Raw genomic sequence first — 13,782 nt, 5'->3', positions numbered from 1 at the left:
ATTATAGTGAGTCGCTATTGTGGCAAAAATGACCGATTATGATACGTCTGCTTAACGGAAACCGTTACAATGAACTCCCGGGATATTGATGTTTTTCTGATGGTGTCACAAACCCGCAGCCTGACGCAGGCGGCGCGGCGGCTCGGCACCACCACTATGACCGTGTCGCGCCGGCTGGCCTCACTGGAGGAAGATCTCGGCGTACGGCTGCTGCATCGCACCACGCGCGCCATTGCCCTTACCGATGAAGGCGAAGAGTTTCTTCCCTATGCCAGAACGCTGGCCGAGACCGAACAGAGCGCACGCAACCTGTTCGCGCCCGATAAACAGGGGGCCACCGGCCAGCTGCGCATCACCGCGCCTACGGGGTTTGGCCGCCGCACCATCATTCCGCTGCTGCCGTCACTGATGGAGCAAAACCCCGGTCTCCGCGTTGAGTTTCAGCTCAGCGACGATGTCACGGACATTGTCGGGCTGGGCTTTGATGTCGCGATTCGCATCGCCCCGCTGCGCGATTCCCGCCTGGTGGCTCACCGTCTGGCCGACAACCCGCGCCGGCTGTGTGCGGCTCCGGGCTATTTGCAACGCTTCGGCACGCCGCGTCATCTGGCGGATCTGCATCAACACCACTGTCTGCGCCTGTCGAATGTGGTCCAGTGGAGTTTTATGGTGGACGGTCATCTCTCCAGCCTGAGCGTTGACGGACGCTTCAGCGGCAGCAATGTCGAAGGGGTGCGTGCGCTGTGCGTGGCCGGCAGCGGCATCGCGCAGCTTTCTGAGTGGGATGTGCGGGAAGAACTGGCATCCGGCGAACTGGTGGCGCTGGAGCTGGAGGACGCGCAGCCGCAGATGCTGGGCGTGTGGGCGCTGTTTCCCACCACGCGCCATCTGCCGGCGCGCGTCAGCGTGTTTGTTGCGGCGCTCAGACAGGCGATGCAACAGCAAAGCCGGCCCGGCGAGTAACGCGGGCGTACGAAAAAAGGCGGAGGGGTGAGCTCCGCCTTGTTTCAAGTTCCGGTCAGTGCGCCTGACCGGTCAGTTGCAAAAGGGCAACGATGATTTGCAGGATCACCCGGACCAGGTCCAGGAGTAATCGAACAAGTTCCATCACTTTCCTTCTCCTCTGACAGGAGCGCGCTGTTCAGCTTTCGGGGCCCTGACTCTACCCGCCGACCGCCTAAGCACATCTGTGAGGAGCGCTGAGCGGCACTCATTGTGAAAGCCACAGGCCAGCACCACCTGAAACCTGCCGGGGTTTGACTATCCGCGCCCCTGGAGTCATCAGAAAACAATAAGCATCCGCCGCGCTCAACACCTGTATAACCATACAGTATTTTAGCGAAACTTGAAATCTTTCGCTGCACATTTTATCATTCCTTTTGTGAGGAGTGCTGAGCACCCCGTTCCGAGCGCGGTTACCAGCCGGGTGACGAACATAAAAAAAGGATTTGGCGACCTGGCCAAATCCTTTTTTATTGCCTGCGATTATCCTACTGCGCGGCGCTGATACGCCAGATCGCGTTGCCGGCATCGTCGGCAATCAACACCCCGCCCTGATTATCCGTCGCCAGTCCTACCGGCAAACCGCGTACCTGCTTCTGATCGTCGGTGAGGAATCCTGACACCACCGTCTGCGGTTGCCCGACCGGTTTGCCGTTTTCAAATTTCACCCAAATCACTTTATAGCCGTTGAGCGGCGTGCGGTTCCAGCTGCCGTGTTCACTGATGAACGCGCCGCCGCGGTACTGCGGCATATTATCCGCGCCATAGAACAGCAGGCCGAGCGGTGCCACGTGTGAGCTCAGCGCATAGTCCGGCTTGATGGCTTTCGCGACCAGATCCGGCCGCTGCGGCTGTGCGCGCTCGTCGACGTGCTGACCAAAGTAGCTGTACGGCCAGCCGTAGAAACCTTTGTCCTGCACGGAGGTCAGGTAATCCGGCACCAGATCCGACCCGATTTCGTCACGCTCGTTGGCGATGGCCCACAGCTTGCCACTTTGCGGCTCCCACTGCAGACCGGTAGGATTGCGGATGCCGCTGGCATAGATGCGGCTGGCACCGGTTGCGGTGTCCACTTCCCACACCGCCGCGCGGCCATACTCTGCGCCGATGCCGTTCTCGGTGATGTTACTGTTGGAGCCGACACCGACGTACAGTTTGCTGCCGTCCGGACTGGCGAGCAGCGCTTTGGTCCAGTGGTGATTCAGCTCACCGCCCGGCAGCGACGTCACCTCTTCCGGCGGCGTACGGATTTCGGTTTCGCCGGTCTGGTAAGGGAATTTCACCAGGCTGTCGGCGTTAGCCACATACAGCGTATTGCCAATCAGCTGCATGCCAAACGGCGCATTAAGGTTTTCGATAAACCGGTGCTGTTCCCACTTGCCGTTAACGTTGCGCAGCAGCGTGATGCGGTTGCCGCCCGGGCCACCTTTGCCGGAAGATTTCTGCACCAGGCTCATGATCAATTCTTTCGGTGCCGTGACCGGGTTTTTCACCCCGTTGGCTTCTGCCACCAGAACGTCGCCATTAGGCAGCACATACAGCTGACGCGGGTGCATCAGGCTGGCCGGGATTTTCTCGATCTTCAGGCCGTCGGCCACTTTTGGTGTCTCGCCCTCTTTCCACGCGGTGCCTTCCGGCACCTGCATCGGCGGCATAAAGAAGTTTTTAGCCTGCGGCAGCTGCGGATCAGGGCCGATTTGCCGTTGCGGATCGAGGTCCGATCCGCTGTCGCAGGCGCTCAGCAGTACCGCAATCCACAGCGCACTCATTACACGAAATTTCATGGGCGACCTCCCTGTAAACGACGCTCGCGCAGCGCCAGCTGCAGATTCGCTATCAGCAACACCACCACCACCAGGGTGGAGAGCGTTACGCCCATCGGCACCACCGCATAGGCATCGCGGCTGTGAATGAATGCGTTGACGATGGCCAGCACGATCGCCAGCAGCGACAGCCAGAAATGGGTCTTCTCTGCGGCAGGTGCGCCACGGAATAAATGAATCAGGCTGATTAGTCGCGGCACAATTGCCAGCACCAGCCCGATGGCGATCAGCCAGCTGGCGGCTTTGGTCCACATGACGATGAAGGTTTGCAGATAGATAATATCAAACAGCCAGGCAGCAAAGAAAAAGCCCAGCGGCAACGGCTCAAGCAGGGTAAACAGCGTCACGCCAACAACCGAGCGTCCCGAGGTATGGTACATCGCACTCTCCCTATCACAGTTTTTCCGGGCGAGAGCGATCCGGCCAGGCATCGCTTCGCACGCCTGAGAAATATTAGTAAAGATAAAGAGTCATGCGCACAGCCCGCACAAAAAGTTAACCGTGCCGACGGAACTGGTTCAGTTCCTGCGCGTCGTGGCTGCAGAACAGTTGCACCTCTTGCGCGTGCTGCAGTGACAGCTCACGCAGCCGCTGCTGATTGCTGTGCCAGGCGGCGCGGTCACTGCACATCAGGCGCTGATAGGCGCGCAGGCCCGGCGTACAGTGGCGCTGGCTGTGGTACATTTCACCGCGATAAAACCAGGCGTCGCCGCCATGCAGCAGCCAGCCGCCCTGGTGACGAATCGCCACGCCCGCATGGCCCAGCGTATGTCCCGGCAGCGGCACCAGCAGAATTTCATCGCTGAGATCGTCGACCGCCTTCACCGCATCAAAGCCATACCAGCGCTCGCCGCCGCTGGCGTAACCGCGCCAGCCATCGTGCGCAGTCCACTGCTGCGGGCGAAACCGCTGACGCGCCAGCCAGCTGCTATCGCCCGCCTGGGTTACGGTATCCAGCTCACGCTGCAGCAGATGAATGCGGGCGGCCGGAAAATCACTGATGCCGCCGGCGTGGTCAAAATCGAGGTGGGTCAGAATAATGTGGCGCACATCTTCCGGGCGAAAACCCAGCAGCTGAATCTGTGCCAGCGCGCTGAGCTGCTCGTTATAGCGAATATTATTCAGCGCGCGAAAAAAGCCCGACAGGCGGCGGTCAGGATGGTGCATATCCTGCGTGCCCAGACCGGTATCCACGAGGATTAAACCGTGACGGTCAGTTTCCAGCAATAAGCAGTGGCACACCAGTTCAGCAAACGGACCTTTGCTGAAACCATCGAATAACGCGCCACCGAGCGGGCACATGCAGCCACAGTTGAGGTGATGAATTCGCATTGTTCTCCCCCAAAAATAAAATGGCGCGAGCGCGCCGTTATTAAATGAATAAATAAAAAAGTGATTTAACATATATGTGCCATGATGATGGCAATTGCAAATAATCCAGAGTCATTCATTTATCGCTTTATTTATTACTCATTTGATTTCAATGCATTGAAATATTGAATGCGGATTTTTAATGAGCAAAAAAATAACCGCAGCGCAAGGTTATTCACGCTACGGTTATTTATCGCGGTCGGTTAACCGTTAATGATTAATCAGGCAGCGCGTGCCGCCCACCACAGGCGCAGCTTCAGCCCCCAGCTGCTGGTCCAGCCGCTGCTGGTGCTGACCACCTTGCCCTGATGCAGCACGATGAACGTCGGCGTGGCGCTGATTTGCCAGCGCTGTCCCAGCGCCCCGCTTTCATCATTGACGGCGAATCCCCGTACTCCTTTTTTATCCAGCCAGGTGGCAACGCGCGCATCGCTGCCGGATCGCAGAGCCACACTGACCACCTGCGTGCCGTGCTGACTGAGCGCGGCCACCGTCGGTGTGGTGAGTTTGCACACGCCACACCAGCTGGCCCAGACGTAAACCAGCACCGGCCGCTGCTGGCTCAGCGTCGCCAGGTTCACCTCGCCCTGCAGCGCGCTGAGCGGCTGGCGGGCCACATCCGCGGGCAGCTGCGGTGCACGCAGCCAGTCCATGGCCAGCAGCAGCGCCGCTGCCATCAGCACCAACAGCACGCCTTCGCGCAGCCAGCGCGTTACCCGGCTCATGGCTGAGCCTGTAGCGCACCTTTTACCGCGGCTTCCAGCTGTGCATAAGGCACTGCCCCGCTGATCAGCTGATTGCCCACCAGCGTGGCGGGCGTACCCTGCACACCGAGCTGCTGCGCCAGCGTCAGGTTGAGGTTGATGGTGTCGAGGCTGGCGGTGCTCGGCGCCGATAAGCTGATGCCACTTTTGTCCAGCGCGGCGGCGATGCTGGCTTCATCATGGTTGCCTTTCTTTGCCATCAGCCGTTCATGCAGCTTAAGAAAGTTATTCGGCTGCTGCTCCCACACCGTCAGCGCCAGACGCGCCGAACTGAGCGAGCTTTCAGCGCGGTACGGCAGCGGCTTCAGTACCACCGCCACCTGCGGATAGTTGTGCAGCAGTTTTTCGATATCCGCCTCAAACTTTTTGCAAAAGACGCAGTTGTAATCGGTGAAATAGACCAGCGTCAGTGCCGGTTTTTTGGCACCGATGCGCGGTGAGCCGGCATCGTCAAACAGCGCCGCGCGGTTTTTCTCTACCATCTGCGCGACCACGTTTTGCTGCTGGCGCGCGGCTTCTTTATCAAATGCGTCGGCGGCTTCCGCCAGAATCGCCGGATTTTGCACCAGGGTTTCGCGAATCAGTTGTTTGATGCGCGCCTCCTGCTCGGGGGTAAATGGCGCGGCGGCCAGGGCGGGTGCCGCCAGTAACATCAGCGAAAGTAACAGGGATTTTTTCATCATTTTTTTGCCTCAGAGAGTGTTGAAATCACCGCATCACGACTTAATAACGGCGATAAAATCTGGCCGTGCGGCAGTGCCGGGCCATAAATCTGGTTAAAGGGGATCGCTACGCGATCGCGGCGGCGCAGGAACTCGCCGATGGCCGGATCCGGTTGAGTCCAGTCACCGCGCAGCAGCACCACATCCTCTGCGCCGAGGGCGGCACGCACGTCAGGCTGATTCAGCACCCGCGATTTATTCACTTTGCAGGTGATGCACCAGTCAGCGGTGACATCGACGAATACGCGCTTATCCTGCTCCAGCGCCTGATTGATGGCGGCTTCGGTCAGCGGTTGCCACACCAGCGATTCTTCTTCCGGTGAGAGACGCGTCAGCAGTAACAGCGCGCCCGCCAGCGTCACGGTAATGAACACCAGACCTGCCTGCGGCAGCGCGCGGCGTGCGATTAGCCAGCCCGTCAGCGCCAGCAGCAGGATGGCCGCCAGCAGAATGGCGACGGTGCTGCCCCAGTGGGGAATCAGCAGCGTCACCAGCCACAGCGTTGCCAGCAGCATCAGCAGCCCCAGCAGCGTGCGCAGATGCAGCATCCAGCGCCCCGGACGTGGCAGGCAGCGCGCCATACCCGGCAGCGCCGCAACCAGCAGCCACGGCAGACTCATGCCGACACCGAGCGCGACAAACAGCAGCCACAGCTGCGGCAGCGGCGCGGTCAGCGCATAGGCGACGGCGGTGCCAAGAAACGGTGCGCTGCACGGCGTCGCCAGCAGCGTGGCAAAGGCCCCCTGGCCAAAATGCCCTGCCAGACCGGCACCGCCGTGCGTCGCCAGCCGGGTAGTCAGGCCGGAAGGCAGGCGAAAATGCAGCAGATCGAACAGACTGGCGCTGAACAGGAACATCACCAGCACCATCACCAGCAGAAAGCCGCTGCTCTGAAACTGAATGCCCCAGCCCAGCGCCTGACCGCTGAGCCGTAGCACGGTCATCAGCAGCGCCAGCAGCAGGAAAGAGAACAGAATGCCAGCGCTGGACGCGAGAAACTGCTGACGCGTCTGGCGTTGCGTCTGTCCCTGCTGCTGCACCAGACTGCTCAGTTTGATCGCCAGTACCGGCAGCACGCAGGGCATCAGGTTGAGAATCAGCCCGCCGAGCAGCGCCAGCAGCACTACCGACCACAGCGTGGCGTTCCCGGCGGAGGGAGAAAACAGCGGCTGATGACCAAGGGGCAGCTGGCTTTGCTGAGCGATACCGGCGTCAGCGATAACCAGCGACAGCGCTTTACCGCGCAGGTCCGGCGCAGCCTCGCCCCATTCATCGGTCACCGCCACGCGGGCAGTCAGCGTCTCGCCCTGCACGCTGATTTGCGGTGCCGCCAGCATGCTGCCTTGCGGATAATCAAAGAACAGTTCCGGCTGCTGCCAGCCCTGCTGACGCAGCGCCCGGATTTGCAGCGTGCCATCAACGAAGCTGGCATCAAGCTGATCGGTCAGCCCGCTGTCAGCCGGGATCTGCCCCATCGTCTGGGCGAAGTCACGTGCAAAATCCGGACTGGCGGGCTGCGAGAGATCGAGCTGGAACGGAAAGTCCGTCAGGATGCAGACGTCGCTACAGGTGGACAGCGTCAGCGTGCCGGCCAGCGTGCCCAGCGGGGCAGATTCGAGCATGATGGGCAGCGTAACGTTGCCTTTGTAGCCCTGCGTGGTGAGGCCGCTGACGTCAAAGCGCGCTGGCACTGGCCACGACCAGCGGGCGTTGATATCCGGCGTTTGCCAGCGGATTTCCGGCGCGACGCCGCCTTCGCCCGGCGAGCGCCAGTAGGTTTTCCAGCCCGGCTGCAGGCGAATATCCAGCAGCAGTTGCAGGTGATCGCCCTGCGGCGCGGCGCGCAGGCGCACTTCGGCGTGGCTGTTTTGCGCGTTGCGCAGCCAGCCGGTATCGGCGGCTTGCACGGTCAGCGCGCAGCTCGCCACAAGGAGCAGCAGGCTCCTGATCAGGAATGTCATAATCGTTTCTCCGGTGAATAACAGGGTTTACGCGGTGGATCGCGTGGTGTTATTCCCGGAAGACGCAGAGCGTGAGATGGCGCCGTCGCAGCGGCACAAACAGCGGTTCACGCCGCCAGACGGTAGCAGACGAAGTCTGAAATAGCGTGGCGATCAACGCGAGCAGCAGTACGAGGAACGGCAGCGCGGTATCAAGCAGCGGCGCGCTGCCGCTGAGTGACTTAGCGCCCAGCGCACAGGGTTTATCACTGCTGGCACCGTCATCAACGGCGGCGCTGTGAGCAGTAATGCTAACGACAGGCTGGGTCGGGAGATTGAAGCTGCGCTGGACGAGACAAAATGCCAGCACCAGACAAACCAGTGCCAGAATCCATTTTGCGCGTTGGGGCGATATCGTCATGCCACAGCCTCAGAGAAAAGTGCCGCCAGTTTATGCAAAAGCAGCAGAAACACCAACCCCTGCTGTGTAAACTTTTGTCTTTATGCCAGCGGGATCGTGCTGACTGCAGAGAGGGAGAAATTATTTACGTTGATTAATCAGCAAGCGCCAGCGGCGGCGTTCGCGCAGCAGGCGCTGATGCAGCCGCTGCAGCTGGGGTAACGTGAGCGCGGCGACCGCTTCTGGCGTAAGCACCGGCAGTCCCTGCTGTTTTCGCAGTGCCTCACTGGCGGCGTCGGCGTTCTGGTGTGGCTGGCACTGCGCCAGTAGCGTCGCCTGCCAGCCCTGCAGCGTTTCATCGTTGATGGCGGCGAGTTCACTCACCATATCGCGCAAAAACGCTTTGCAGTGTTGCAGCAGCGTGCGCCAGCCAATGGACGGGGATTGCAGCGCCAGCTGGAGTCCATCCACATCCGCCACGCGCTGGTAGCGCGCTGACACCACGTAGCCAATCTGTTGCTCAACCCGCAGGCGCTGAAAGAAGCGTGGTTCGAACATCAGCGCCAGCGCACGCAGCGCCGCGAGGCTGGCATCATCGGCAGCGGGCAGCGGAATAAACAGCAACAAGGCCTGATCGTTCGCCGCACAGCGCAGCGCGCTGACGCCGTGCTGTAGCGCAGCCGCGCGCGCCGGCGCAGGCTGCGTCCGGACCACCTCGCTCAGCCCGTGCGCGGCATGCTGACTGACGCTTTCGCTGTGGCCGCACCAGGCGGCCTGCCATGCAGGATGCGCAGCCGGGGCCAGCAACTGCTGCGGTAGCGCTTCCAGCAACTGACGAATCACAATACTTTGTGCAGCACGGTGCGGTTGCGGCAGCACCGGCGCATTCAGCGCCGCCAGCACGCCAGGCAGCTGCTGCAGCGCGGGCATTGCATCGTCAGGCAGATTAATCACCAGTTGCCAGACGCCCTGCTGCTGTTGCCAGCGTCCGCTGCCACCGGCATGGCGCAGTGCGGCCAGCCGTGGGCGCAGCTGCTGCTGCCAGCTTAGCGCCGCCTCGTCACTCAGGGTGTGATAAAACGCCGGGCGCACCAGCAGCGTTTCCCGCGGCTGCACCGGGTTTGCGCGCAGCAACGGCGCGCAATTTGCCGGGAGTTCCGGCAAATGCAGGACGTCAGCGCAAGGATAAAATGACCAGTTAACCGGCGCGACCGGACCAGCCGCGGTCGGTGGCCATGGCGCGCGCTGCAGGCAGAATCCCTGCGTGCTGTAAGGCGCGGCGGACAGCTGTCGCTGCGTCAGCAGCCGCGTGCACGGTGCCTGTGACAGCGCGGCGATGAAACCGGTGAAATCTGCGGGAATGTCAGCTGACGGCGCCGATCCCAGCGCCCGTCCGCGCAGCTGCGTCAGCGGCGACAGCGCAGCGAAATCCTGCTGTGCCAGTTGCAAATAGTGGCGATGCTGCGCTGGCGTGGCGGCGCGCACCGCACGCAGATGCTGCCAGAAGAGCTGTTCAATGCGTCTTGCCGCCGACGCTGACAGCGCTGGCGCACTGAAGCGCAACGCCAGCCAGCTATGATCGGCGCTCTGCCACAGCCATTCACACTGCAGCGAAGCGCACAGTTGCTCGCTGCGCAGCTGCGCCATCAGGCTGCCAGGGGCTTCATCCTGCCAGAAAGCCTCCAGTAATGTGACATTGTCACGCAAAGCGTTTTCTTCGCCGGTGATAAACAGGCTAAGCCAGAATGATTCTTCATCGGCAAGCTGGATGAGCGTTTCAACAGGCTCCGGCGCAGGAATGGCTGGCAATAAGGAGTGCGCCGCACCGCCTGGCTGGCGAACAGCAAACGCCTCGGCCAGCTGCTGTAATTCATCCAGCGATTGCGGTCCGCTCAGCCACAGCCGCTGGTTGGCGGCGACGAAATGCTGCTGATGAAATAGCCGTAGCGCCTGCTGCAGTTCCGTTACATTGTCACCAAAACACGCTGCACTCCCGACGCGAAAGCGGCGCAGTGCGCCGCCGGCCGCGTCGAGCAGCGCTGCTTTACTCAGCGTTTCGGCATGATGCCGTAGCAGCTGAAATTCTGCCTCGATGACCGCCGCTTCCTGCGTAATCGCCGTAACGGTCAGCAGTGGCGCAGCCAGCATATCTGCCAGCCTTGCCATGCCCGCCGCCAGCGCCTGCGCCGGCAGCTGGAAGAACCAGGCACTGCGGCTGAGTTGCGTGGTGGCATTCACCTGACCACCCTGTTGCTGCAGCCACGGCATCAGGCGCGCATTGCCGGTAAAGCCCGCGCTGCCGCAAAACAGCAGGTGTTCCAGCAGATGCGCCAGGCCGGGCCAGCGATCGGGTTCGTGCAGGCTGCCCGCGCCGACGCGCACTAGCGCCGCGCTTTCCCGCGCGTCGGGCTGGTGCGACAGATGACAGCGCAGACCGTTAGCCAGCGTCAGGCTGCGTTCGCACATCAGGTGACCCGTTGTTTGAAAATCAGCTCAGAATTGCTGCGGTTGCGGAACTGCAGCTGGGCGATTTTGATATCGCTGCAGCTGGCTTCGCGGCGTGCCTCAAGAATTTTTCCGTGATGCGGCGACTTGCTGCACACCGGGTCGGTGTTGTCGGCATCGCCGGTCAGCATGTATGCCTGGCAGCGGCAACCGCCGAAATCTTTCTCTTTCTCATCGCATGAGCGGCACGGTTCCGGCATCCAGTCGAAGCCGCGATAGCGATTGAAGCCAAACGAGTTGTACCAGATATCCTCCAGGCTCTGCTCCAGCACTGAGGGAAACTGCACCGGCAACTGGCGCGCGCTGTGACAGGGTAACGCCGTACCTTCCGGCGTCACGCTGAAAAATATCGATCCCCAGCCGCCCATACAGGGTTTGGGTCGCTCTTCGTAGTAATCCGGCGTGACGAACAGCAGATTGGTGAGATTACCGCTGCTGCCCATGCGCTCACGGTAGCGCGCAACCACCGCTTCGGCGCGGGCAATCTGCTCGCGCGTTGGCAGTAATCCCTGACGGTTAAGATGCGCCCAGCCGTAGAACTGACAGGTGGCCAGCTCGACATCATCCGCCTCCAGCTCAATACACAGATCGATGATTTTATCGATCTGGTCGATGTTATGGCGGTGCAGCACGAAGTTCAGCACCATCGGGTAGCCGTGCTTTTTCACCGCTTTTGCCATCGCCAGCTTCTGCTGAAACGCCTTCTGCGAACCGGCCAGCGCGGCGTTCAGCGTTTCATCACTCGCCTGGAAACTGATCTGGATGTGATCCAGCCCGGCGTCGGCGAAGGCATCGAGCTTTTTCTCCGTCAGGCCAATGCCGGAGGTGATCAGATTGGTGTAAAAGCCCAGATCGCGCGCGGCGCGAATCAGCTCAGGCAGATCTTTGCGCGTCAGCGGTTCACCACCGGAAAAGCCCAGCTGCACGCTGCCCATGGCGCGTGCCTGGCGGAACACCTCAATCCACTGTTCGGTGCTCAGCTCCTGTTCCTGCTGCGAAAAATCCAGCGGGTTCGAGCAGTAAGGACACTGCAGCGGGCAGCGATAAGTCAGCTCCGCCAGCAGCCACAGCGGCGCATTCACGCCAGGTTTATTCGGGTTCACGACACTGGATCCACTTCTGTTCAATGGCCGATTGCAGGAAGTCTTTGACGTCATCATCGACGCCGCCCGCCTCCGGAAAACGCGCATTGAGCGTGGCGATAATGGCCGCCACATCCTGCTTGCCGGTCACCAGTTCCAGAATGGCGGCAGCGGTTTCATTCAGCTTCGCCATCCCTTCCGGGTAAAGCACCACGTGGCTGTCCTGCGCGGCTTCCCACTGCAGACGATAGCCGCGGCGAAACACCGGAATCAGAGTCTCTTTCATGTGATTACACCAGTCTTGTACTGTGCCAGGCGACCTGATCGGTCACCGTGTGGTACGGCGGACGCTGCAGCGCGTATGCCATGGTCATGGCATCCAGCATGGTCCAGAGAATGTCGAGTTTAAACTGCAGGATCTCCAGCATACGGTTCTGCTGCTCAGCGCTGGTAAAGACCTCCAGCGCCAGCGCCAGGCCATGTTCGACATCGCGGTTCGCCTGGCTCAGGCGGCTGCGGAAGTAGAAATAGCCTTCCTCTTTGATCCACGGATAGTGCTGTGGCCAGCTGTCGAGGCGTGACTGATGAATCTGTGGGGCAAACAGCTCAGTGAGTGAGCTGCACGCCGCTTCCTGCCAGTTGGCGCGACGCGCAAAGTTGACATAGGCATCAACGGCAAACCGTACGCCTGGCAATACCAGCTTCTCTGACAGCAAGACTTTGCGATCGAGACCGACCGCTTCTCCCAGCTGCAGCCAGGCTTCAATGCCGCCTTCCTCGCCGTTACGGCCGTCGTGATCGAGGATACGCTGTACCCATTTACGGCGCGTTGCCGGATCCGGACAGTTGGCCATGATCGCCGCATCTTTCAGCGGAATATTGGTCTGATAGTAAAAACGGTTCGCCACCCAGCCCTGAATCTGCTCGCGCGTCGCGGCACCGTTGTGCATCGCGATATGGTAAGGATGATGAATATGGTAATACGCGCCTTTGGCACGCAGCGCCTGTTCAAAGGCTTCGGGTGACAACGCCTCGGTAATGATCACGATGCGGACTCCTGCAAATGAATCGCCATGCCGTCCCAGCTCACTTCAATGCCCTGCTGCGTCAGGAACTGACGCTGCGGCGAATGCTCGTTGAGGATCGGATTGGTGTTGTTAATGTGAATCAGAATTTTGCGTCTGGCCGGCAGCGCGGCCAGCAGCGCCATCAGCCCCTGCTCTTCCGCCAGCGCCAGATGGCCCATGGCTTTGCCGGTATTTTTGCCGACGCCGGTGGTCAGCAGCTCATCATCCTGCCACACCGTGCCGTCGATCAGCAGGCAGTCGGCTTTTTGCAGCCACGGCATAATCACCGCATCCGGTTCGCCGAGGCCCGGCGCATACAGCAGCGTCTGTCCGCTGGCGGTGTTTTCGATAAACAGCGCCACGTTATGTCCCGGCAGCGGACGATCGCGATACGGCGAATACGGTGGCGCATTGCTGAGAATCGGAATGGCGGTGAATTGCAGGCTGGCGCAGACGTCAACGCGAAACGGCTCAAGCGGCGTGAGCGCACGATGCTGCAGGCCGCCGTTCCAGTGCTGCAGCATGGTAAAAATCGGGAAGCCGCTGGTGAGGTCGGCATGCACTTCCGGCGTGCACCATACCTGATGCGGGCAGCCCTCACGCAGGCTCAGCAGACCGGTAGTGTGATCGATCTGACTGTCGGTCAAAATAATGCTGCCAATCGCCGTTCCGCGCAGCACGCCGTGTTTCACCAGTTCCGGCGTGCGGGCGATTTGCTGGCTGATGTCCGGCGAAGCGTTGCATAACACCCAGTCGGTACCGTTATCGCTGACAATGATTGAGGATTGGGTGCGCGCCTGCGCCTGGAGCGTGCCGTTACGCAGCCCGCTGCAGTTGGCGCAGTTACAGTTCCACTGCGGAAAGCCACCGCCAGCCGCCGAACCGAGGACTTTAATAAACATGTGAAGGACCGAAGCAGGAAAAGAAAATGCCCGCACGAACGGCGGGCAGGACGTCTTAGCGGTTGGAGATGTACAGCGTTACTTCCAGGCCCAGACGCAGGTCAACAAACTCAGGTTTTTTCCACATAATATTCTTCCTCATAGTCTTAAAACGCAGAGCAGGCTCTGCTAAAAACATTGCGACAGAAACAAAGCTTCCGCCAG

At 60.6% G+C, this 13,782-nt stretch carries 14 protein-coding genes; 1 reads left to right on the top strand and 13 read right to left on the bottom strand.

Annotated elements, in window-relative coordinates; genetic code table 11:
- Positions 1-69: 69 nt before the first annotated feature.
- Complete coding sequence (locus AC6I7J_RS09755) at positions 70-963, top strand: LysR family transcriptional regulator (RefSeq protein WP_088517157.1); 894 nt, start codon at positions 70-72, stop codon at positions 961-963.
- A 527-nt stretch (positions 964-1,490) separates the two neighbouring features.
- On the opposite strand, the gene AC6I7J_RS09750 is transcribed toward AC6I7J_RS09755, so the two are convergent.
- From AC6I7J_RS09750 to pqqA, 13 genes are all read right to left on the bottom strand, one after another.
- A complete protein-coding gene (locus AC6I7J_RS09750; RefSeq protein ID WP_498005499.1) occupies positions 1,491-2,786 on the bottom strand; it encodes a PQQ-dependent sugar dehydrogenase in 1,296 nt (431 codons plus the stop codon).
- Positions 2,783-3,205 (bottom strand): DUF2231 domain-containing protein, encoded by a 423-nt coding sequence (locus AC6I7J_RS09745; RefSeq protein WP_021505986.1) that lies wholly within the window; start codon positions 3,203-3,205, stop codon positions 2,783-2,785. The genes AC6I7J_RS09750 and AC6I7J_RS09745 overlap by 4 nt, the downstream gene beginning before the upstream one ends.
- Before the next feature lie 115 nt (positions 3,206-3,320).
- Complete coding sequence (locus AC6I7J_RS09740; protein WP_498001002.1) at positions 3,321-4,157, bottom strand: MBL fold metallo-hydrolase; 837 nt, start codon at positions 4,155-4,157, stop codon at positions 3,321-3,323.
- Positions 4,158-4,417: 260 nt separating this feature from the next.
- The gene (locus tag AC6I7J_RS09735) at positions 4,418-4,921 is read right to left on the bottom strand and encodes a thioredoxin domain-containing protein (RefSeq protein WP_058780533.1); all 504 of its coding nucleotides are present in this window, start codon (positions 4,919-4,921) and stop codon (positions 4,418-4,420) included.
- Positions 4,918-5,640, bottom strand: a complete 723-nt coding sequence (locus AC6I7J_RS09730; RefSeq protein WP_031279069.1) for a DsbA family protein — start codon at positions 5,638-5,640, stop codon at positions 4,918-4,920. The genes AC6I7J_RS09735 and AC6I7J_RS09730 overlap by 4 nt, the downstream gene beginning before the upstream one ends.
- Positions 5,640-7,643, bottom strand: a complete 2,004-nt coding sequence (locus AC6I7J_RS09725) for a protein-disulfide reductase DsbD family protein (protein WP_498005497.1) — start codon at positions 7,641-7,643, stop codon at positions 5,640-5,642. Before AC6I7J_RS09725 ends, AC6I7J_RS09730 begins: the two co-directional genes overlap by 1 nt.
- Before the next feature lie 49 nt (positions 7,644-7,692).
- Positions 7,693-8,043: a hypothetical protein gene (locus tag AC6I7J_RS09720; RefSeq protein ID WP_058758599.1), complete on the bottom strand. Its 351-nt coding sequence runs from the start codon at positions 8,041-8,043 to the stop codon at positions 7,693-7,695.
- A gap of 120 nt (positions 8,044-8,163) precedes the next feature.
- A complete protein-coding gene (gene pqqF, locus AC6I7J_RS09715) occupies positions 8,164-10,488 on the bottom strand; it encodes a pyrroloquinoline quinone biosynthesis protein PqqF (RefSeq protein WP_498005495.1) in 2,325 nt (774 codons plus the stop codon).
- Positions 10,488-11,630 carry a pyrroloquinoline quinone biosynthesis protein PqqE gene (pqqE, locus tag AC6I7J_RS09710; RefSeq protein WP_498005493.1) on the bottom strand — a complete coding sequence of 381 codons (1,143 nt, stop codon included), beginning with the start codon at positions 11,628-11,630 and terminating at the stop codon, positions 10,488-10,490. Before pqqE ends, pqqF begins: the two co-directional genes overlap by 1 nt.
- A complete protein-coding gene (gene pqqD / locus AC6I7J_RS09705; RefSeq protein ID WP_394521723.1) occupies positions 11,617-11,895 on the bottom strand; it encodes a pyrroloquinoline quinone biosynthesis peptide chaperone PqqD in 279 nt (92 codons plus the stop codon). Before pqqD ends, pqqE begins: the two co-directional genes overlap by 14 nt.
- Positions 11,896-11,899: 4 nt before the next feature.
- A complete protein-coding gene (gene pqqC, locus AC6I7J_RS09700) occupies positions 11,900-12,655 on the bottom strand; it encodes a pyrroloquinoline-quinone synthase PqqC (RefSeq protein WP_021505974.1) in 756 nt (251 codons plus the stop codon).
- The gene (pqqB, locus tag AC6I7J_RS09695; protein ID WP_021505973.1) at positions 12,652-13,578 is read right to left on the bottom strand and encodes a pyrroloquinoline quinone biosynthesis protein PqqB; all 927 of its coding nucleotides are present in this window, start codon (positions 13,576-13,578) and stop codon (positions 12,652-12,654) included. Before pqqB ends, pqqC begins: the two co-directional genes overlap by 4 nt.
- Positions 13,579-13,633: 55 nt before the next feature.
- Positions 13,634-13,705, bottom strand: coding sequence for a pyrroloquinoline quinone precursor peptide PqqA (gene pqqA / locus AC6I7J_RS09690; RefSeq protein WP_010617686.1), 72 nt, complete (start codon positions 13,703-13,705; stop codon positions 13,634-13,636).
- Positions 13,706-13,782: the final 77 nt, after the last annotated feature.

This window comes from Type-C symbiont of Plautia stali (assembly GCF_059730935.1).
Note: the sequence above shows the minus strand (reverse complement) of the source record. Positions and strands in the feature narration are given on the sequence as shown.